Annotated in this window: 20 protein-coding genes; 12 read left to right on the plus strand and 8 right to left on the minus strand. The window is 37.6% G+C overall.

The window, feature by feature from the left end; translation table 11 throughout:
* Positions 1–15: 15 nt before the first annotated feature.
* Together MKX57_RS11750 and MKX57_RS11755 are read right to left on the minus strand one after the other, a co-directional pair.
* A complete protein-coding gene (locus tag MKX57_RS11750; protein WP_089986544.1) occupies positions 16–981 on the minus strand; it encodes an alpha-E domain-containing protein in 966 nt (321 codons plus the stop codon).
* Positions 935–2,425, minus strand: a complete 1,491-nt coding sequence (locus tag MKX57_RS11755; protein ID WP_089986543.1) for a circularly permuted type 2 ATP-grasp protein — start codon at positions 2,423–2,425, stop codon at positions 935–937. The genes MKX57_RS11750 and MKX57_RS11755 overlap by 47 nt, the downstream gene beginning before the upstream one ends.
* A gap of 75 nt (positions 2,426–2,500) precedes the next feature.
* Between MKX57_RS11755 and MKX57_RS11760 the strand changes: the two genes are divergently transcribed.
* The 3 genes from MKX57_RS11760 (at position 2,501) to MKX57_RS11770 (ending at position 4,784) form a co-directional block, all read left to right on the plus strand.
* Positions 2,501–2,914: a hypothetical protein gene (locus MKX57_RS11760; protein ID WP_089986542.1), complete on the plus strand. Its 414-nt coding sequence runs from the start codon at positions 2,501–2,503 to the stop codon at positions 2,912–2,914.
* 338 nt (positions 2,915–3,252) lie between these two features.
* Positions 3,253–4,215 carry a tyrosine recombinase XerC gene (locus tag MKX57_RS11765; RefSeq protein ID WP_043990366.1) on the plus strand — a complete coding sequence of 321 codons (963 nt, stop codon included), beginning with the start codon at positions 3,253–3,255 and terminating at the stop codon, positions 4,213–4,215.
* A gap of 53 nt (positions 4,216–4,268) precedes the next feature.
* Entirely contained in the window at positions 4,269–4,784 is a 516-nt protein-coding gene (locus tag MKX57_RS11770; RefSeq protein ID WP_090001526.1) for a DinB family protein, read from the plus strand.
* A 54-nt stretch (positions 4,785–4,838) separates the two neighbouring features.
* Here the strand turns inward: MKX57_RS11770 and MKX57_RS11775 are convergent, their stop codons facing one another.
* Positions 4,839–5,747, minus strand: a complete 909-nt coding sequence (locus MKX57_RS11775) for a copper amine oxidase N-terminal domain-containing protein (RefSeq protein ID WP_090001524.1) — start codon at positions 5,745–5,747, stop codon at positions 4,839–4,841.
* Between the two features lie 207 nt (positions 5,748–5,954).
* Here MKX57_RS11775 and MKX57_RS11780 point away from each other — a divergent pair, with 207 nt between their 5' ends.
* From MKX57_RS11780 to proS, 4 genes are all read left to right on the plus strand, one after another.
* Positions 5,955–6,104 (plus strand): hypothetical protein, encoded by a 150-nt coding sequence (locus tag MKX57_RS11780; RefSeq protein WP_008177633.1) that lies wholly within the window; start codon positions 5,955–5,957, stop codon positions 6,102–6,104.
* A 186-nt stretch (positions 6,105–6,290) separates the two neighbouring features.
* Positions 6,291–6,461: a transcriptional regulator gene (locus MKX57_RS11785; RefSeq protein WP_090001522.1), complete on the plus strand. Its 171-nt coding sequence runs from the start codon at positions 6,291–6,293 to the stop codon at positions 6,459–6,461.
* Between the two features lie 384 nt (positions 6,462–6,845).
* Positions 6,846–8,561 carry a GGDEF domain-containing phosphodiesterase gene (locus MKX57_RS11790; RefSeq protein ID WP_237068830.1) on the plus strand — a complete coding sequence of 572 codons (1,716 nt, stop codon included), beginning with the start codon at positions 6,846–6,848 and terminating at the stop codon, positions 8,559–8,561.
* A gap of 336 nt (positions 8,562–8,897) precedes the next feature.
* Positions 8,898–10,334 carry a proline--tRNA ligase gene (gene proS / locus MKX57_RS11795; RefSeq protein WP_043990353.1) on the plus strand — a complete coding sequence of 479 codons (1,437 nt, stop codon included), beginning with the start codon at positions 8,898–8,900 and terminating at the stop codon, positions 10,332–10,334.
* Positions 10,335–10,381: 47 nt separating this feature from the next.
* Here proS and MKX57_RS11800 read toward each other — a convergent pair whose 3' ends face one another.
* Both MKX57_RS11800 and MKX57_RS11805 read right to left on the minus strand, forming a co-directional pair.
* Positions 10,382–11,038 (minus strand): HAD family hydrolase, encoded by a 657-nt coding sequence (locus tag MKX57_RS11800; protein ID WP_043990365.1) that lies wholly within the window; start codon positions 11,036–11,038, stop codon positions 10,382–10,384.
* 4 nt (positions 11,039–11,042) lie between these two features.
* Positions 11,043–11,540 carry an NUDIX hydrolase gene (locus MKX57_RS11805; protein ID WP_107922250.1) on the minus strand — a complete coding sequence of 166 codons (498 nt, stop codon included), beginning with the start codon at positions 11,538–11,540 and terminating at the stop codon, positions 11,043–11,045.
* Between the two features lie 213 nt (positions 11,541–11,753).
* On the opposite strand from MKX57_RS11805, the gene MKX57_RS11810 reads away from it, so the two are divergent.
* The 5 genes from MKX57_RS11810 to MKX57_RS11830 all read left to right on the plus strand — a co-directional run bounded on the left by MKX57_RS11810 (position 11,754) and on the right by MKX57_RS11830 (position 17,804).
* Positions 11,754–12,440 carry a diphthine--ammonia ligase gene (locus tag MKX57_RS11810; protein ID WP_342550293.1) on the plus strand — a complete coding sequence of 229 codons (687 nt, stop codon included), beginning with the start codon at positions 11,754–11,756 and terminating at the stop codon, positions 12,438–12,440.
* Positions 12,441–12,666: 226 nt separating this feature from the next.
* On the plus strand, positions 12,667–12,993 hold the full coding sequence (locus MKX57_RS11815) for a metalloregulator ArsR/SmtB family transcription factor (RefSeq protein ID WP_036125832.1): 327 nt from the start codon (positions 12,667–12,669) through the stop codon (positions 12,991–12,993).
* Positions 12,990–13,400: an SRPBCC domain-containing protein gene (locus MKX57_RS11820; RefSeq protein ID WP_090001514.1), complete on the plus strand. Its 411-nt coding sequence runs from the start codon at positions 12,990–12,992 to the stop codon at positions 13,398–13,400. Before MKX57_RS11815 ends, MKX57_RS11820 begins: the two co-directional genes overlap by 4 nt.
* A gap of 133 nt (positions 13,401–13,533) precedes the next feature.
* Positions 13,534–16,704: an ATP-binding cassette domain-containing protein gene (locus tag MKX57_RS11825; RefSeq protein ID WP_342550294.1), complete on the plus strand. Its 3,171-nt coding sequence runs from the start codon at positions 13,534–13,536 to the stop codon at positions 16,702–16,704.
* A 146-nt stretch (positions 16,705–16,850) separates the two neighbouring features.
* Positions 16,851–17,804, plus strand: a complete 954-nt coding sequence (locus tag MKX57_RS11830) for a nucleoside hydrolase (RefSeq protein WP_107922252.1) — start codon at positions 16,851–16,853, stop codon at positions 17,802–17,804.
* Between the two features lies 1 nt (position 17,805).
* On the opposite strand, the gene MKX57_RS11835 is transcribed toward MKX57_RS11830, so the two are convergent.
* From MKX57_RS11835 to MKX57_RS11845, 3 genes are read right to left on the minus strand one after another with little or no spacing between them, the layout of a single operon-like run.
* Complete coding sequence (locus MKX57_RS11835) at positions 17,806–18,930, minus strand: Ger(x)C family spore germination protein (RefSeq protein WP_043990350.1); 1,125 nt, start codon at positions 18,928–18,930, stop codon at positions 17,806–17,808.
* Positions 18,917–20,038, minus strand: coding sequence for a GerAB/ArcD/ProY family transporter (locus tag MKX57_RS11840; protein ID WP_008177611.1), 1,122 nt, complete (start codon positions 20,036–20,038; stop codon positions 18,917–18,919). The genes MKX57_RS11835 and MKX57_RS11840 overlap by 14 nt, the downstream gene beginning before the upstream one ends.
* Before the next feature lie 16 nt (positions 20,039–20,054).
* Entirely contained in the window at positions 20,055–21,581 is a 1,527-nt protein-coding gene (locus MKX57_RS11845) for a spore germination protein (protein WP_239354569.1), read from the minus strand.
* Positions 21,582–21,747 lie beyond the last annotated feature (166 nt).

The raw sequence follows: 21,747 nt of genomic DNA on the forward strand, positions 1-21,747 counted from the left end.
TGTGATGGATTCCTTTCAAGGTTGTATGCTGGGTTCATATAAATGATAGATTGTCGAGAATGTTTCGCTAAAGGCAATCCATTGACTCAATCTTTCCTCCATTATTGTGATGGCTTCCTCAACGCTCATTGACCAAAAATCATGATGATCGATTGCTAGGACGAAGCTTTTGATGGTCGAATGAAGCGTTAAACATCTTGAAGACAAAGGATCATGCTCGATGGACTTGAGAGCTTCTTTTAATTTTTTCAGACAAAACATGATCGAGCAAGGAAAATGTTCATCCTGCAATAAATATCGTATGACCATTAAGAGATTGGTTTGGCGGTGCTTCTGCAAAAATGTTTCCTTTGCGGCAGCAAGCTCCAATAGAAATGTACCATCCATTTCATGAAGGGATGGTCCTGTTATTTTCTGTTGTTCGAGAATAATTAACGTCATCCGCATTGTTTTTTCAGCTCTTTCCAGCCATTTCCCAATCTGCATGAAATAAAAGGGGAGATCCCGATCCATCGTGCCCTCAATTAATCCAGTCACCATCCACAACGTCTTCCGAACTTCCTGTAAAAAAGCTTGAAGATCAATTAATGGGATAGGCCGATCCATTGTTAGTATGTCCTGTTGCTTAGTTAAATAAAAGGCATTTTGTATTTCCCATAGCTCCGCAGGTATACGATCTCTCGTAACTCGGGCATTTTCTCGAATGGCGCGTAATGTAGTATGGAGAGAGTTGCCGTTTGTCTCAGAAAACAGAAGATAATCAATTAATGGGTTAACACGTATAGCTGTATAATTGGCTAAATACTCCTCCTTTGAGGCACAAATATTTAATACAGCCTCCCAATGATCAATATAATCATGTTCTTGCCCAGATTGCTCCAACATATTCAACAGCTGTACCTGTAATATATGTGTATTGGTTTGTGTGCGTTCACTATACCGTGCCATCCAAAATAACGCGTCGGCTACTCGACTCAGCATGCTTCAACTCCTCCTTTAAGATCCATGTGTCCTTAGCACCACCACCCTGTGATGAATTGACCACAAGTGAACCTTCTTGTAAGGCCACTCGTGATAATCCACCTGGCAATACATAACAATCCTCACCCTTCATGGCATACACACGTAAATCCACATGGCAAGGATAGAATCGTCCATTTTGAAAGGATGGCGCTCTAGACAACTTGATAGTTGGCTGGGCAATATATTGACATGGATGCATCATAATTTTGTCCTTAAATAAAGTAATTTCATCCTCACTTGCATGGGGACCAATCAGCATATCATAGCCCCCGGATGCACTCACATTTTTTATGACTAGCTCCTGAATATGCTCCAGTACCCACGCTCGCTGTTGCTCATCTTCTAAATGATAGGTTTTCACATTCGGTAATATTGGCTCTTCCTGTAGGTAATAACGAATCATTTCAGGGACATAGGCATACATCGCTTTATCATCTGCCACGCCATTGCCAACAGCATTTAAAATGGCCACATTGCCTGCTTGGTAAACTGCCATTAAATGAGGGACACCCAATAAAGAGTCCTCACGGAATGCAACCGGATCTAAAAAATCATCATCGATACGGCGATAGATAATATCAATTTGCTGTAAACCATAGATTGTTTTCATATAAACCTTTAAATCCTGTACGACTAAATCGCGGCCTTCCACCAGTTGAATACTTAAATGCTGAGCTAAAAATAAGTGATCATAATAGGCAGAGTTGTACATTCCTGCTGTTAGTAGCACAGCTTTTGGTTCTCGCCCTTCTTCCATAGTAGATGGGCGGTGGGCAAGCAGTGCTTTTTTCATGTTAGCCATCTGCTTATCAAGTGATAAAATGGTATGCTTGGAAAAAAATTCTGGATACACTTCCTTCATGACGTCACGGTTTTCAAACACATAAGAAATACCAGAAGGGTTCCGTAAATTGTCTTCCAGCACGAAATAGTCACCTTTTTCATCCCGTATTAAATCAATACCTGCTAAAAATATATGATTAGCAATTGGAACCTTAAGTCTCAGCATGATTGGCGAGAAATATGGATTCTTTTCTACCAGCTGTCTAGGGATATAACCATCACGGATGATTTTTTGTTCAGCATACACATCCTGTAAAAATAAATTCAGTGCTTCCACACGTTGTTTGACACCTTCCTCAATAATTGCCCATTGTGTTTGAGGAATAATGATAGGGACGCAATCAAAGGGCATGGTCCTTTCGGTTCCATCTTGTGCACCATAGACCGTAAAAGTAATTCCTTGTCTGAGAAAGCTTGCTTGGGCTTGACGATATTTCTCTTCGAGTTGCTCCTGCGAAAAAATGGATAGCTTATGATGAAAAGATCGATAATGGGGCTTCGGTTGATTGCCATCAAACATTTCATCGAAAAACAGACTAGAATCATATAAATTCATCATATGGATCCCTCCGAATTTGAGTAGTAATAAAAACATGGTACACTGTGAGTAAATACATAAAAGGAGCTAACATTCATGACAATCATTAATCTAATGCAAGCTTATGAACTTGATAAACTTTCTAAATTAAATTTTTCAGACGAGGAGATCTTACGTGCTTTACGGGCGGGGGATGTATCAGCTTGGCAGGAACAAGTACCAAACTATGAATTTAGTGAAACAATGGCACTTTTTCAGGATGGCGAACAAGAGTTCTTAGATGCGTTACATGGCCATTATCGAATCAAGTATGTAACATTGCCTGGCATCCAACGTTTATTGCACCTGCGCTTTAACCTAGAAGAAGGGATAGATTACCAACTTTTAGAAACTGGTATCCAACATTTGATGTGTGATGAGGAAACGGTCACAAAACTACAGCAAATGTTATCGACGAACTGGTCTCTTACAAAACAAGCTGATCAGAAATACTCGGTTTTTGTAAAATAATCAATTTTTCCAAATAATACCATGCATGTTGTGAGACGAATCGACATGGGTAGTTACCCACCTTTCTGTTTTTCGAGTCGCCTCACAAAGCAATAGAAGTATACTAGATTTTAATATTCATCGAACGTCAACTTTATACCTAAAAACCAAAAACTGTCACAATTCTTTTCTTATTTAGTAGAAGGTCCTCTATATAAAAAGGGGATCTTTTTTTATTTGTATATATCGAACATATGTTTCTTTAGTATAGAAAAGTAGCTTGTTTTTTCAATAAAGTTCCCAAATTTATATTTGGGAACGTTTTTTATGGTAAAATAGAGCAAATAGAGGTGATTGTGATGCAAAAATCAAAACAACCAAAAATCATGAAGGACTTTCTTGTATATTTAACAACCATCAAAGGAAAGTCCCAGCGCACAAGAAAAGAATACGAATATGATTTGACTTTATTTTTCCGTTTCCATACAGCTGTCCAGGAGGATCTGGATATAGAAAATTTAGCAGTCATTGATATTGCCACCATTACAATAGAAGAAATTCGAGATATTACACTGGAGGACCTTTATTACTTTATGGAGTATTGTGAGGTACAGCGTGGAAATTCTGCAGCTTCAAGGGCACGGAAGGTTGCGACATTAAAATCCTTTTTCAAATACTTAAAAGGGAAACGGCGACTAATTGAGGAAAACCCAGCAGAGGAATTAGAAACACCGAAAATTGGTCGAAAAAGACCCATCTATATGAATTTTCAAGAAGCTACACAATTTATAGATGGCATACCTGCTAATCAGGCATCGCCAAGAAATTATTGTATGATGATGTTTTTCTTAAACTTAGGAATTCGTGTGACAGAGCTATGCCAGCTTAATATTACCTCTATACAAGGACGTCATTTAACCGTTGTCGGGAAGGGCAATAAGGAGCGTACTGTTTACTTGAATGATAGCTGCATGCAGGCACTAGCAGACTATGAGAATAGTGGGAAAACACCATATAAAGGAAACGGAGATGAGCCTCTTTTTGTCTCCCAAAAGGGAACACGTTTTACACGGCAAACTGTTGCTAAAATCGTGAAGCGTATTAATCAGCAATCAGGTCTTCAAAAGGAGCGACTTACACCACATAAGCTGCGCCATACTTCGGCAACAATGATGTATAAGGCTGGTGCTGATATTAGGAGCTTACAGCATATTTTAGGGCATTCAAGTGTAGCAACCACTCAAATTTATACACATATTGAGGATGAACAGTTACAGCAGGTTTTAGAAAACAATCCATTTAATATGGTGCATGAAAGATGATTTTCACCTATCTCTGTCGAATATAAAGGTATAACGAATGAAGGGGGTAGCGTATGATTATACTTGCAAAGGATCAATTTGATGCCACAAGAGAGCAATTACTTCAGGAAATTAATCATTTAAGTGATACCGAATTTAATGACAAGCCAGATGCACAAAATTGGAGTATAGCACAAATTTGTCATCATTTGATTTTAGTAGAGGAAGCTACAAAGAAGGCTGTTACATGGGGCTTACAATCACAGGAACAATCGTCTCCTGAACGAAAGGATATGCAGCTGTTGTTAGACCGTACACGAAAATTTCAAGCGCCAAGCATAGTGGAGCCTTCGGAAGATCCTTTCCATGTTCAAAAGATGGTGGAATTGCTAGCAACAACAAGAGAAGAATTTCTTGGGTTTTTAGAAACCCTTGAGGACGCTGATGCTTTAGCAAAGCGCACTATGAAGCATCCAGCTCTTGGTGAATGTCCACTAGATCAATGGATTGAGCAAATTTATCTCCATGAGCAACGTCATATCCTGCAAATTCAGGAAATAAAAAATAGCTGGCAACAGGCATCAAATTAATTTGAAAACCCATCTATCCATTCAACAGATAGATGGGTTGTTTTTTGCGATTGATCATTGATCAGGAAGCTTTTGTATAAGGTCTGAATAAATGTCCATCTTCATTTTCTTTTCTAAAAAATGTCCGGTCTTGTCAGTGTAAATAGCTTTAGCTGTACCGTCCTCATACTCAGTAAAAAGCACATTTCCATAGTTATAGGGTTCCATGATGGGATCAGTATCTAAACTCATATCGGGTGAAATATTCCCTGCGGCTATAGATGGCACTCTTCGCTCACGGAAAAGCTGTCCAATGGCAATGGCCTGACCTTTTTTAATTTCCACAAATGTAAATATACCATCGAGTAAATAATATACATCTGCTCGACCGATAGGAAAGGTATAACTGTGTAAGCGATGTCCATCAAATGTGCCTAGTGTTTTAAAATCAGCCTTAATAGGTAGAGCAATAGCAGCTTTGCGCGCTGCTTGAAGATCCTCCTGCTCCCATATAGACGAATCAAACGAATAGTCTTTGGCATTAATGAAAACGAATTGACGAATGGGTTCAAAATATATGTCGTATCCCAAAGATTCAGAGACAAATCTGAGAGGAACAAGGATACGGCCTTCGCGATTTTGCGCAGGCACCTCCATTTGTACATCTTGTCCATTGTTAGAGGCGGAATGGCTATTGGCAGTGATTTTTAAGTAATCGCCATTTTTATTTTGCACGGTTGTCATTTTAGTTTTAGCATTAAAACTATAGGAAAGTCCAAGTGATGCAAGGGCACGGATGGGAACGAAAAGATGATGGCGGTCCATTAGTGGATGTATATCCAGCTTGATAAATTCACCATTGACAACAACTTCGATTGGCCTATTCTCTACTGCTGGCTTTGCTAGAGGCGCTGCAAATACAGGGGTATTGGCTATCATTCCCCAACCTACTATTAAAATAATTCCTGCTAGGATGTTCTTCATATTGTGTATTTCCCTCCGTTCTAAAATTTATTTTCCATTGAATACCAAAAACTCCATATTTTGGGTGTTTATAAGCGCTTGCAAAGCGATGCAAGCGTTTATGATTTTTTCTGTCATAAGCACTTGACGTCCATCATAATCTGTTATATATTAAATAAAAATAAAAACAACTGTTATAAAACAGATTCGACTAAGGAGGAATTTTTAATGTCAAAGTATCGAGATGGATATGAATTTTATTGTGAAATGTGTGAGCGTTATGGATTAGAACCAATTTCTTTCCGCTATTATGTATTACAGTTATCCCAGAAGCAACTTTCCGCTTATAATATGCAAGCAAAACAATTAGGGATTTAAAAGAATATGGAGATGACGGAAGCCGACGCGAATATTTTATGAAAAGCCCAGCCATACTAAGTAAAATGGACTGGGCTTTCATCTTTCTAAAAAAAGATTTCGGAAAATTCGTTGATTTATAAAGTAGAGATGTAACGATATTATACGTACAAGGAAAAGTAGTTCAAGTGAAAGGGAGAAATAAAGATGACTGATTATCGAGAAGGCTATGAATATTATCGACATATGTGTGAGGAGCATGGATTAGAGCCCATCAATTTTCACTATTATATTTTAAATTTATCACAAGAGCAGTTAAATGCTTATAATGAGCATGCTAAAACATCTGGAGGATCAATAGAATATGGGGTCTCCTAGCTATTAAAATGCCTTACTGCTGCTTATGAGTGACAATAAGGCATTTTGTTTGATCATTTTTACAATGTGATAAATTTATAAGTTATTAGTATTTTGTATTTAATGGAGAAATAGCCTAAGGAAAATACTATCAATAGTACAAAAGTATTCAAAAATCTTAAGATTAGACATTTTAGAGTGTTAATAATAACTAATATTTGTATTTTATATCAAAAACTATCCCAACCTTGACTTGAATGATTTCATATTTGGGTTGAATTAACTGCTTTTCTAAGACTATAATATAATTACAGAAAAAAGGGCGATATACCACAACTTTATACCTCGCTGTAAAATAAAGCAAAAGTACCAAACCCTTCATATTTTAATGAATGGAGAATGAAAATGATGAATGTCACGCCGAGTAGTAATCAAATGAACTACAGTCTTAAAGAATTGCAAGATATTTTTTCCGCTATGAATAGTTCCATTATTGTGGCAATTACAGATCGTACCGGAAAAATTACTTTTGTTAATGATCATTTTTGTAAAATTTCGAAGTATACGCGTGAAGAATTAGTAGGCCAAGATCACCGTTTACTGAACTCAGGCTATCATCCTAAATCTTTCTTTAGAGAGATGTGGAGAACAATCGGTAATGGTGAGATGTGGAATGGCGAGGTTTGCAATCGTGCAAAAGATGGCAGTTTATATTGGGTGAAGACTACTATTTTCCCATTCCTCGATGAGCGGGGAAAGCCTTATCAGTATATCGCAATACGCGTCGATATTACAGCGCAAAAGGATATTAAAAAAATTACCCACATAGCCTATCACGATGAATTAACAGGGCTACCAAATCGTCGTAAATTAGAACAGCGTTTAGAAAATGAATTCCATCAATCTCGACGTACAGGAGAAAAGTTTGCGTTATTTTTCATTGATGTGAATCGTTTTAAACACATAAACGATGGGCTTGGCCATATTATCGGTGATATGTTTTTAGTGGAAATGTCCAATCGTTTACGGAATATTGATTATACCTCTAATTCTTTCTATCGTCACAATAGTGATGAATTTGTCATGATTTTAAATGATGTCAATCGTATAGAGGAAATGGCCAAGGAAATTATTAGTGTCTTTAATGAAAGCTTTGTAGTAGATAACTATGAATTTTATGCAAGTATTAGTATAGGCATTAGTATTTTCCCAGATCACGCAAACACTGTAGAAGAATTACTGAAAAATGCTGATATTGCGATGTATGCTGCTAAATCTACGCGAGGAAATCAATATCGCCTCTACCGTGACAATATGGATGAAGCGAACGATAAATGGCTTTTACTAGAAACAAAATTACATCAAGCTTTAAAAAAGGATCTTTTAGAATTACATTACCAGCCTAAAATTGACTTAAAAACAGACACAATTATTGGTATGGAAGCATTATTGCGCTGGTATGATCCCGAATTGGGGCATATCCCGCCAGATCGGTTTATTCCATTTGCTGAAGAATGTGGACTAATTAATGATATTGGTGTATGGGTGCTAGGTAAAGCCTGTGCACAAGCTAAACTTTGGAATGAATCACATAATCTCAGATTACGAGTAGCTGTTAATATTTCACCGATTCATATAAGTACTTCAGGCTTTGTAGATATGGTGAAGGGAGTCATTGCGGGAACAGGCATTGACCCACATTTATTAGAAATTGAAATTACAGAAATGAGCATGCTAGATTATACAGAAGATTTAATTAATACGATTAATCAATTGCGCGCGCTTGGAATTACGATTTCATTAGATGATTTTGGGACAGGCTATTCATCTTTAAATTACTTAAAAAAATTCCCTGTGGATGTACTTAAAATTGATCGTGCTTTCGTTCGTGATATCGTACCTGAAAAATCAGGTATTGCGATGATTTCCGCCATGATTTCTTTAGCTCATGCGCTCAACCTACAAGTAGTTGCGGAAGGTGTCGAGGAAGAAGCTGAATTAAACGTACTTCGTGAGCATGGCTGTGAGTATGTTCAAGGCTATTATTTTAGTAAGCCTCTTTCTGTAGAGGATTTTACAAATTTAATCGTCCAGTCGTTCACTAATAGTTCCAGTTATTAATTGCTATTTATGAATGATTTTGCTAAAGTGAGAGATAATATAAATTACAATTTGATGATGTGACCAAGTAAGTAAGAATAGTGAAACAGAAAATATAGCATTTGCTGAGAGCTATATCACCGCTTCTTTACTGAACACCTATCACGGAGAAGTTATGAAAAACATAACCGAGTCGTTTTCGTTACTAAACGCTAGAGGGTTTTAAGCATTAGCTTAAAGCTAAATTCAAGGTGGTACCACGTCGGGTCCAGCACAAAGACGTCCTTTATACAAGGACAGCTTTGTGCTTTTTTTATTCATCAAATAGAATACTTACAAAAAATGGAGGTAAGCACAATGTCAAAACAACTAGAGGATTTTTCAAAATGGTATATCGAGACCATTCAAAAAGCAGATTTAATGGATTATACGCCAGTTCGTGGTTGCATCGCCTTTAAACCAGATGGCTACGAAATTTGGGAGCATATACAGGAGGCAATGGATCGTCGTTTTAAAGATACAGGCCATCGAAATGCCTATTTTCCTATGCTAATTCCTGAATCCTTCTTCCAAAAGGAAAAGGATCATATTGAAGGGTTCTCACCTGAGCTTCCTTGGGTGACAGAAGCAGCAGGTGAAAAATTAGAAGAACGCTTAGCACTTCGTCCCACATCTGAAACAATGATTGGTCATCTTTATTCAAATTGGATTAAAAGCTACCGTGACCTACCAGTTCTCATTAATCAATGGGCCAATGTCTTCCGTTGGGAAAAGAAAACATTGCCTTTCATTCGTACCTCAGAATTCCTTTGGCAGGAAGGGCATACGGCTCATGTGGATGAGGAAGATGCACGTAAAGAAACGATGCAAATGCTTGAGATTTATAAAGAAGTGGTGGAACAAGTTCTAGCAATTCCAGTTTATGATGGACAAAAAACGCCATCAGAACGTTTTGCAGGAGCAGTCGATACGTATTCGATTGAGGCAATGATGAAAAATGGGAAGGCTGTGCAAGCAGGTACGTCTCATTATTTAGGAACAAAATTTGCAGAAGCCTTTAACATAAAATATTTAAATAAAGCCAATCAACACGAATATGTACACACAACATCTTGGGGGACATCCACACGTTTAATTGGTTCTGTCATTATGGTGCACGGGGATGAGCAAGGATTAGTTTTACCTCCACGAATTGCTCCAACTCAAGTGGTCTTAATTCCAGTAGGACCTTGGAAAAAGAATCCCCAAATTATGGAGCAGCTGGATGCGATTTTTGCGGCATTAAAAGCGAAGGGGATTCGCGTACGACTGGATGATTCAGACCAATCGCCAGGATTTAAGTTTAATGAATGGGAGCTAAAAGGAGTGCCTGTTCGTATTGAATTAGGCCCACGTGATCTTGAAAATAATCAAGCTTTACTGAAAGCACGTGATGAGGATGACAAACAGACGATTGAATTATCAACTATTGTGGCAGCCATTGAGGAAGAATTAACGACGATGCAAACACGTTTACTTGAGAAGGCTCGTCGATTCAGAGAGGCACATACTCATTCAACAATTGATACACTGCCACAGTTACAGCAGCACATTGAAATAGCTAAGGAAAACGGCACTATTCCAGGTTGGATACTTGCTGGGTGGTGTGGGGAAGATGTGTGCGAGGAAAAAGTGAAGGAAGAAACGAAATACACGACTCGCAATATTCCATTCAATCCACCAACAACAAAAACGACTTGTATTTGCTGTGGAAATGAAGCAAAACATACCGTTTGGTTTGCCCAAGCATATTAATAATACGTGCACGAACCCCTGAGCGAAAACTCAGGGGTTTTGTTCTTTTATTTGAAATAGCTTCCCAAACGCTCCAACGTATGAATCTCAGCATATGGCTGGATAGCAGTGTCATTTTTGCGCATGTCTGGATTAAACCAGACGCCCTTTATATGGGCCTGTTGGCACCCATCAATATCCTTTTCTAAGTCATCCCCAACAAAAAGAGTTTCCTCTGGATTGACATCAAGTCTTTTTAAGGCCACTTCAAAGATACGCTTATCTGGTTTACTAAATCCCACTTCCTCAGAAATAATGACCGTATCAAAACAGCGATCTAAATTTGTGTAGGCTATTTTAGCTTTTTGTCTTTCTACAGAGCCATTTGTAATTATGCCCACTTTCACTTGCTGCTTTATACGATGAATGAACGTTATCGTATCCGGATGAACAGCAAAACATTGAGGGAAGTGAAGATTCCAAAAGTCTTGAATAGCATGGTTCGGCATGCCGTTTTGCGGCGGAAATTCATCAAAAAATGATGCGATAACATCGGTTTTATCATGCTGACCAAAGTATTTTCCATCATATACTTTAAATTGTTGTCGCATTTCATTTTCTAACGTATGATCGACATCCCTGTAACACATTTTTACTAGCTTGAAAAACAATCTATCAACTGCCTCATCTCTATTAAGTAAGGTGTTATCTAAATCAAATAACATTGCTTTAAAACCGTTCAACGAAGTCACGACCTATCATCTTATTAATGAAGCTTTCCTTTAATAAATAGGTATCGATAATATCTATTGCTTTCTTGACGGTATTAGATGGCAACGCATCTAAAGAAAAATAGGCTAGCTGTAAACTCTCACCATCAACCATTGCAAGCTGTCCATCTATTTGATCTGCCATAAAGACGGCCGTTACCCCATAAACTTCATCTCCATTTGGATAGTGAAAATAATCCTGCTGACCAGATAGCATCGTTATCAAACGAAGTTGGGAAGTATGTAGGCCAGTTTCCTCAAACAGTTCACGTCTAGCGGTATCCTCTAAACTTTCACCAGGCTCCATCGCTCCTCCAGGTAAACCCCACATTTTTATATCTGAGCGTAGCTGGAGAAGAATTTGTTTCTTGTCATTCAAGACAATGACCGTTGAACCTACCAAAATAAGAGGCATTGTCCCAACCTGTTGTCTTAGTGCTTTTACATAATCACTCATAACATTCCTCCTTTTTCCATCAACCGTTACCTATACCTTAACATAAATATCCAGATTCTTAGCATGCTTGTGATAAAATAAAGGGGTGATATCCTACATCTCTATCATGTAAAATAATCAATAACCTAGGTGAAAGAAGCCAATTTATTAGCGACTATCTAATAAGAGTGCAAGAAGGATTGATCTTCATGGACAGTAAAAGGAGATATAGAAATGACAGAAACAACTGGCTGGAAAAATAATGCGAAAAATCATCCATTCATCGCTTCATTTAGTGGGGGAAAGGATAGTGTATTAGCTTTATATAAAGCATCACAGGTGGGACGAGCGATAGGTCTGATTGTCATGCTGGAGGAGGAAGGGAAACGTTCTCGATCACACGGTATGCCACCTGAGCTTATACAGGCTCAAGCCGATTCTATTGGATTGCCAGTCTATACGGCTGGGGCAAGTTGGACGGATTATGAACATGTATTTATCGAACTTTTAAAAAATGCGAAAAATCTAGGGGCAGAGGTGTTAGTTACGGGCGATTTAGATATGCCTGCACACGGCTGCTGGCATGATGAGGTGACGAAAAAAGTTGGATTAAAGCTTGGCATGCCGTTATGGGAGATGAATCATCGGGATGCTGTTGATGAGTTTATTCGCTTAGGGTTTGTTACGATGGTGGTGACAGTTAATCTGTTATTAGGCATGACAGAAGAGGATTTAGGACGAGTACTTACCCCTGATTATATTAAAGAACTGGAAGAACGTAATATCGACCCTTGTGGAGAAGGGGGAGAATTCCATACAACAGTGATTGATGGACCTCTTTTCCAATATCCCATCAAGGTTCGTACATGTTCTATTATTCGAGATGGGGAATATGCATTTTTACCATTAGAGCTTGCTTAAAAATAACCTAAAAACATCGATGGATGCCTGTTCTATGGCTTGTCTAAAGCAGAATATCCATAGACAATCATCATAAATACATGCACAAAGGAGCTCACCTTTGTGTTTTTTGTATTTATAAGTATAAAATCCAAAGCAAAATGTCCAAAATAATAATTGACTAGACACTAAACGGTGTCTTATAATTAGGACACCATTTAGTGTCCTAATAGAAAGGGTGGTGGTTTTGAATAACAATCATCAAGAGCGTGACGTGTATGTAGCCATTGCTGACCCTACAAGACGCCAATTGATTAATTTATTAGCTAAGGCAGATGAGTTACCGCTTCACGAATTAACGGCTCACTTTGATATGGGACGTACTGCCGTGTCAAAACATTTAACTATCCTGAAAGACGCAGGTCTTGTGATCGCTCGAAAAGAGGGTAGGGAAACAAGATATAGGCTAAATGCGGCTCCATTGAAAGAAATACAAGATTGGATATCGATTTACGAAGATTTTTGGAAAGCAAGAATTTCAAAATTACATTTATTATTGGGGGAAGACAAATGAAACCAGATGTAGCATTAGATTTTAAATTTACAAGTTCCATCGAGCAAGTATGGCATGCCTTAACTGATTCGGACACACTTGCAAAATGGATTTGGAGCAATGATTTTCAGCCGATTGTTGGCCATAAATTCCAGTTCCGAGCTGAGCCAAATGAATGGTGGGATGGTATTGTCGATTGTGAGGTACTTGAAATTGAAGAGCTACACAAACTATCTTACACTTGGACAAGTGCGGGTGAAACAACAACCGTAACATGGACATTAACACAAGCATCTGATGGGACAACTCAGTTACATCTCGATCAAGGTGGATTTAGTGAAGAAACAAAAGCTCGTCAAGGAGCAATTGAAGGAGCTAAATACGCTTGGACTAACATGGGTAGTCAGCTTGAAAAAGTATTAGCCTAGTAATTGAATCAACCTTTATGAAAAAGAGCGCAATTCCTTCAAATGAATTGTGTTCTTTCATTTTCTGAAGGTTGCTCTTCATAGGTCAATATAGTGTCCTTTTGAAAAATAGTAAACACGGAAGGAAAACAGAATGAAGATTAATCAACTTATTGCCAACAATATTAACCGTTTAGACGTCGACTTACCCGAAGATCTATCCCTTGGCATTGCAGGCTTGTCTGGGTCAGGGAAAACTACTTTTTGTCAAACAATAGGGGAAGAATCCAAAAAACGTCTTGTTTCTTTATTACCTAAAGCTGAATATCAATATTTGTTTCCAGCGATTATGGAAACGAATTTTAGTGCCATTAAAATGGAGGATATGCCATTAGTTCTTTTTCTAGGGAAATCATCCATATCTACGAATCCACGTTCAACAATCGGTACGCATACAGGTGGATTTAAGGAAATACGTGATCGATTAGCGGAAGAGTTTCATTTATCTCCAGAAGTTTTCTCCTTCAATAATGCACTAGGCTGGTGTCCGACGTGTAAAGGGCGTGGGACGACGAAAAATGTTGAATGTAAAAAATGTCAGGGGAAGCGCTATAGCGAGGAAGTAGAACAGCACCATCTAACAGTAAGAGGTGGACAATATAGTATTTCGGATATCCATCAATTAAGTGTCGAAACGATCTATTCCTTATCAGCGGAATTAAAGATTAGTGAAGAGAAACAACATATTCTTCAAAATATTATCCAGATGAATATTGGCTATTTAACATTAAATCGTATTATGGGCACATTATCAGGTGGAGAATTAACAAGGCTGTATTTAGCTGAGTTTATGGCAACAAGCGAAAATACGGTAATTATTGTTGATGAAATCTCCGTAGGTCTTGACCATGATACACTCTTGAAAATTTTAGAGCAAATTCAACGACTTGGCTCTAAAAATCAAATTTGGCTCATTGATCATTCGGATACGGTTTTAGATACAGCAGATAAGCATCAATTCTTTGGACCAGGGAGTGGAAAATACGGAGGAAAAATCGTAGAGGAATCTCCTCGACCACAGGCTATCTATTGGGAACGTAGTCAGCTAAAACCAAAGACCTTCTATCAATTCCGTGACCTACATTGCCGCAATATCCAGATAGACGAGATAGAAATTCCACAAAATCAACTTGTCACCTTCACAGGAGAGTCTGGCTGTGGAAAATCAACACTAGTTAATGAGTGTATTGCAATGGATTTTGTAAAGCGCTATCCAAAAGATAAATTAGTGATGGTTGGGCAAGATCGAAATCAATCGATTACAAGCCGATCCACTGTTGCGACATTTCTTGATATTAAAAAGAAATTGACCAAATATAGTGAGGAAATCGATGATATTTTTCAACGCTCGATTGAAGATATTATCGAGGAACTCCCAAAGGAAGATATTGCTCATAAACGTTTAAGCTTGCTCATCAAACTTGGTCTAGGCTATTTAACGCTGGAAAGAAAAACACAAACTCTATCAACCGGTGAATTCCAATGTGTGCATTTAGTGTCAGAGCTGTTCGCCAATACGAGAAATCCTCATACACTGTTTATTTTTGATGAGCCTTCTAAAGGATTATCACAAAATATTTTAAACCAATTTATTGATAGTATTAGGGATATTCTGAAAGATGATTCAATCACCATTGTCATGATTGAGCATAATGCCTACATGCTTGAAAGCTCTGATTATATTGTAGACTTTGGTAAAAGACAGCAGGGGCCAGTGACACATCTTGATGTAGTGGATCATGAAGCATATTTTAAACAATCGCACCATACGAAAAGCACCACTGACCTAAAAATCACATCTACATTAGCATCGAAAAAGGGTATTCATTACTTACAAGACAATCCTATTCGCTATTTTAAACATGCCGAAAATATATACAAAGGTGGCATCTTAAAAAGCCTCTCATCAATGGCCCGTCTAATTTACGGTGAATATGAATCGAATAAGATTGCGCCTGTCATTGCGATTGATCTTGAAAGACATTTATACAGCCAATATAGTTTTCTATATGAAATAGGTGGTCTCATCAATCATATTGTGGCTGCTCATCCGACGAATAAGGATACGAGAAGCTTTGATTTCTTTAGCCAAGAAAATCATTGTCCTAGCTGTTCGGGTCGATTACAGATTGAAGAGTTCGATTTTGATTTAGTCATTCAACATAAAAATGTGCCATTCTGGGACGGTTTATTGTATCCAGAGGTGATGGATGTTCTTAAATACTACCAACATTCAAAATTAGCATTCCTTTTTGAAGAGATCAAAAATGAACTGGGTCAAGACATCAGTAAGAGCTATAATGATATGACTGAAGATGAAAAGCATACATTTTTATATGGTTATTGGGACAAATCATTTTATGATAAAGCAACAAAATCCTCCAAAAAATGGGAAGGCTTTAATTTTATTATTGGCCGTTATATGGTCATCTCTAAATCCATCATTAAAGAGCAAATGAAGGAAACAAGAGAGATGGTCCCTTGCCCAATTTGTCATGGCTCTGTCCTTAATCACCAAAAGAAATTACGCTTTGGTGACACGGATATTCGAGAAATAATCCGTCAACCGATTGATGAGGTCATCAAACTAGTAGGCGATTTACCACAGCTTGACAAAATCAAAGCCATTGTAGGCAGTGATATGTCATTGATACAGGATGTTTCATTACTGCCAAGAGAAGCGCAAGTATCGCTGAAAATGCTGGAATTAGAGCTTGCCAGCTTTGTTGGCTACGAGATTGTTCTGCAAAACACATTACCATTCTGGGATAAAATCAAAGATAATATTGCTGCCATCAGCCGTAAAAACCAAGTAACAATTTGTGATTTCCCGAATATTTATGAAACGAGAGACACCATCATTGATCAATATTTTACGAATGGTAAATATAAAAAACTGACGTATGTTTATGAAGCTTTCGGCTATAAAAAAATAGTGACGCAAATCAATAAAGTGAAAGGGAGTCATCCATGTCCATTCTGTAAGGGGAAAAAGGTTCTAACGGAGGATGGACTACATGACGGTGTCTACAAATTAACGGTTCCATGCGTTAGCTGTGGTGCAACTGGTATTAATGATGAGGGCCAAAAGGCAATTATCGAAGACATTGACGTACATACATGGCTAACGGGTATCGTCAGTGATGTTGTAACGGAAGGAAACCACTTGGAAGCAGTGGCGCAAATTCCTATTTTCAATCGTATTAGAGAGTTAAATAAGCAAGAAATGATGGCGGTTTATCAGTTCCTTGAACATAATCGTTAAAGTATTCGTTTCGAAGCCCATTTGCCAATTGCAAATGGGTTTTTTATGTACTAATTTTCCCAAAAAAGTAAACAATCAGTGTCGTCTTTGACCGAGTAACCGTACAATAAGAATAGGTAAATTGGCAGTAACAGGGAGGCTTTTGTTTGAAGAAAAAGGTGTTATTATTCGGAGACATTGGCATCGACGATACGATAGCATTGATTTATGCAAGATTACACAAAGAAATCGAAATCGTTGGGTTAATTGCTGATTATGGAAATGTCTCAAGAAAAGATGCTGTATCTAATATTTATTATGTCATGAAATTATTTGATTTTCCCGAGGGAATTCCCGTTATTTTAGGAGCAGAGATTCCTCTAACTGGCGAACAGCCAACATTTTATCCAGAAATACATGGAGAGCATGGGCTTGGTCCCATTATTCCGAACGAAGATCATGAAATAAAAATTGAAAACTTTTTGGAAATCGTTCGAATTATCGAGAAATATAAGGATGATGAGCTAATCATTGTTAATATTGGGCGTCTTACATCACTAGCGACCATGTTTATTCTTTATAATCAGCTCATGCAACATGTGAAGGAATTTTATATTATGGGTGGGGCTTTTTGGGTGCCAGGTAATGTTACGACCGTAGCAGAAGCAAACTTTCATGGGGACCCATTTGCGGCAAATATTGTGCTCACCTATGCAAAAAATGTCACAATTATTCCATTGAATGCTACACAGAAGGCTATTGTTACGCCTGGGATGGTTGATTATATAGACTCATTTGGCAAGACAAAAATCCTCAAACCTCTAATGGAATACTATACAAAATTTTATCAGGAACGGGACCCGTCACTACTAGGTAGCCCCGTCCATGATGCGTTAACGCTAATGGCAACGATTTATCCTGAGATGTTCATTTATGAATATTACCCTGTAACGGTCATTGAGAAATTAGATGGACCTGCTAGAGGGCAGAGCATTGCTGAAACACGACCATTTGAAAATGTAAATAACGGAGAAAAAAAACATCGTATTGCATTTGATATACACTATGACATGTTCTTCCATCATTTTATAACCATTATGACAGGCCATGATGGGCAATAGCTTATTCAAAAACACCGTCTCTTAAGACCACAAAATCAACATTCACATTTACTTTCATATCTTTATACATTTCATGCCATTTGTCTTTTGTTAAATTGGAATGTCTCACAACGCTTCTATATTTCTCACCAAAGCCAAAAATATCGGATTCCACATCCTGACTATGAGCAATGACTCTTGCTATTTCCTTCGACAATTTTTTTTCGATGGCTTTTTCAAGGGCTGCCACGCTTTCTCGGTCACCTTGATTAATATCTGGAAATACTTCTAATACCCTTGATTTGATTTTAATGTTTAAATCGAACTCAGGAGTTTTTGCATCAATTAATTTCATCTCTCTATTAGAGTGGATGGCATCAAAAGCAACAGTTATTTTATCCGCAGGTTTATGGAGTAATTGAGGTGGAATATCTTCTTTCTCCAAAATGGTTTCATATAAACCTACTTTAAACGTATCTCTGACAATTTTTACATAAAAGCTATCTTTTGCTGGAAGCGTACTAACCATTTTGCCACCTTTAAAGAGAGCCACGCCACTTAGCTCCACAAACTCACCATCTCTTTTGATGGTAGGCATAGCTAAATCTCGTCCAATGGAATAATAATCATGAGCAATCTGATGAAGTGTCGCTGAAATCATATATTCCTGTTTCACATTTTGCTCGATTAACCTGAATACATGCTGACCAATATCCTCAATATTTTTGTATTCGTAATTCAGAAATGGTGCTGCTTTACCTTCCACTACGGCCATATAAATACCGTTGCTGACGCTTGCATTTTCTAGACTAGTATCAATATAATAACGTAAATCTTCTTTTGCTAATTCTTCACCAAACAAAATAACCCTCATTTGACCGACCATTATTTTTTTAGAAAGCTTCCTGTTTGCTTCCATACGATTTCCTTTACTCGTTTCATTTTCTGTCGTCAAAACTTCCACTTTGCTTTGGAACTCTGGATTGACTTCACGAATAACGGCTGTCGCAGCTATTTTGCTTTCTGTTCCTACATCGTAGCCAACTAGTGTGGTTAATCCTACTTTATCCAATACATTCGTTTGAGCACACCCATATAAAAAAATCAATGACAGAAAAACAATAAAAGAGCATCTAAGCTTGTTCATTTTTGGGCACCTTCTTTGATGAAAACTTCTTTTTTAAAATAGCCAAGATCCATAACAAAATAGGGTAAATAAAAATAACGTAAAATGCTATATTGCCAAATACGGTGTTAATCGTATTGATTTCTGTACGGGTTTGAATGATCATTGTGAAAATGAAAACGATGATGGAAAATATCCAAACAAATGTCGTGGCCCGTATTTTAACTAATCGAATGACCCCGCGATAAGCAGCCCATAAGTATAGACATAGATTCGGTATAATAATGAGCATCCAAAAACAAACAGCTATAAATTCAAAGCGCTCTATAAAAGGGAAGCTAATAAAACTAAACAATGTTAATGTTGCCCAAATTGTTTTTAGTAATTTTCCCTCACTGTAATAAGCAATGGACACCATCATGACTACAACATAAATCAATGTTGTAAACAACAGCCCTAAATGAACAGGCTTGCGGATATTTTTTTTGTCCTTTACAAAGGGATAAATAACATTTAAGATTTCGAAGCCGATAATGGTAAAGGTCATGGAATGGGCACCCTTTAAAATGGAACGAATATCGTTTTCAAAAATTGGAAATAAACTTTCCGCAGAGGCATACTTCATTGGAAAGGCTAGCATCGGTAAAATCCATAGGGATAGTATGATGCTGAAAAAAGATACACCGACTATGACTCGAAGCCCACCTGTAAAGGCATAAATAATAATGATTAATAAAGTAGCTGACAGAAACCATGTTCCAATACTAGGGAAAATCCATGCGTGGATCACTTCAATGTAATTACGCAAAACAGAAAAAAAGGCGACGGTGCAATAAGTGACATACAAAGCATTTAAAAAATTGCCAATCCATTTTCCGAAAATATCTTGTTGAATACCATATAGATCATTGGAGCCGTAAATCTCTAAAGTTTTAATCATACAAAATGTGACGATATGTGTAGCAATACCTGCTATAAGAACTGAAATCCATGCATCCTGCCTTGCATCTTGATAGATAATACGTTGAAATCCCTGTATGCCGACCCCAATTTGAGCGCCGTGCACGACAAAAAAGAGCAAATAAGCGTTAATCATCTCTTTCGGGTTAAGTTGTATAGGATTATTCATTTATTTCACCTTCAGTTCAACCTTTTTCCGGTTTTATTGGCTCAGGCTCGAATTTATTTTTATCCTTTGGTCTTGTTAACGCAGGTCTTTTCGCTGTATATGGAATAGGCATTCTAATAATACTATCCCTCATTTCTTTCAATCTTGGTGGATAGAAAGGAGACATATACGGAGCACCCAAGCTTGATTGACGTAAAAGATGAATAAGAATAAAGCAAAAAGCTAGCATGATGCCATAAAAACCCCAAAAGCCTGCAAGGATAATGATTGGGAAACGAATCAAACGAATGACATTGCCCATCATATAGCTCGGTGAAGTGAAGGATGCCAGTGCACTTAAAGCAATGATAATTAATAAAATATTACTCGTAATACCTGCCTGCACAGCTGCTGTTCCGATTACGATACCGCCAACGATACCAATAGTTTGTCCAATTTTAGTTGGTAGCCTTGCTCCAGCTTCTCGGAGTAATTCAATAATAAACTCTAATAATAATGCCTCGAATATAGGTGGGAAAGGAACCAATGCTCTAGACTCACTTAATGGCACTAAAAAGGCTTGCGGAATGACTTCATAATGAAAAGTTAAAGCCGCCACGTAAAAAGGTGTTAAATAGACGGATAAAAAGAAGGCAGTAAGTCGTAATAAACGAAGAAAGGTAGCAATTTGCCATCGTAAGTTTTGATCTTCCTGGCTTTGAAAAAACTCAGTAAATGCTTGCGGGCAAATGATGGCCATCGAGCTACCATCCACTAAAACACCCATTTTGCCATCTAATATCGCATCACAAAATCTATCTGGCCTTTCCGTCAGCAGCATCTGGGGGAATACTGACAATGAATTATCATCAATCATTTCTGCTAAAACGGCGCTATCAAGTAGCTCATCAATATACAGATTCGTAATTCGTTGGCGCATTGTATTGACCATTTGCTCATTAGCAATGCCATTCATATATAGTAGTGAGACCGAGGTATTGGTACGCGTGCCGATTTTTAGTTTTTCATTACAAAGATCAGGACTTACTATGTAGCGACGGATCAAAGAAATATTGGTAGTTAAACTTTCATTAAACCCAACCTGTGTCCCAATTACTTGTGATTCATTTTCTGGTGCCGATAATGATCTGGATTCTCGAGTAGCTATATTGCCAATAAGAACTTGGGAGCAGCCGTCTATATGAATAACGACAGATCCATTGACCATCGATTCTACTGTTTCCTGTAGTAGATTGGATGTTACAATTTCGGGGATAGAAAGAGTTACCTTAATGGCTTCTAGTGTTTCTTGAGGATTATTTAGCAAATTTGCGATAATGTCATTGTTCAATGTCTGATCATCGACTAAATTATCTATATAAATAAGGGTAACATTCGGTGGGATTGCCTTAATGATTAAATCTGCTGCGTTATTCGTCGCGTTTCGAATCGACTGAATAAAATGATCCGTTGTCGGGGCGATCCTTACAAGACTTTCTTTTTCTTTTGGTGCCTCTTCGAAGGAGTGTGGTTGATTTTTATTGAAAGGTAGTTTAAATTTCATGCTGAATTGTAGGCTCCCTTCATAGTTAACTTCGATTATAGATTTAACATTTGAAGGATATTCTATACTTATTTCATGCTTTTTCAGTCTAAACATTGTCAGTAAATCTCTAGACAACATTTAACAGAAAGTGGTAAGATTAGTGTATTCTTAAAAACAGAAGGGA

The organism is Lysinibacillus sp. FSL M8-0216, assembly GCF_038595555.1.
Taxonomy (GTDB): Bacteria; Bacillota; Bacilli; order Bacillales_A; family Planococcaceae; genus Lysinibacillus; species Lysinibacillus fusiformis.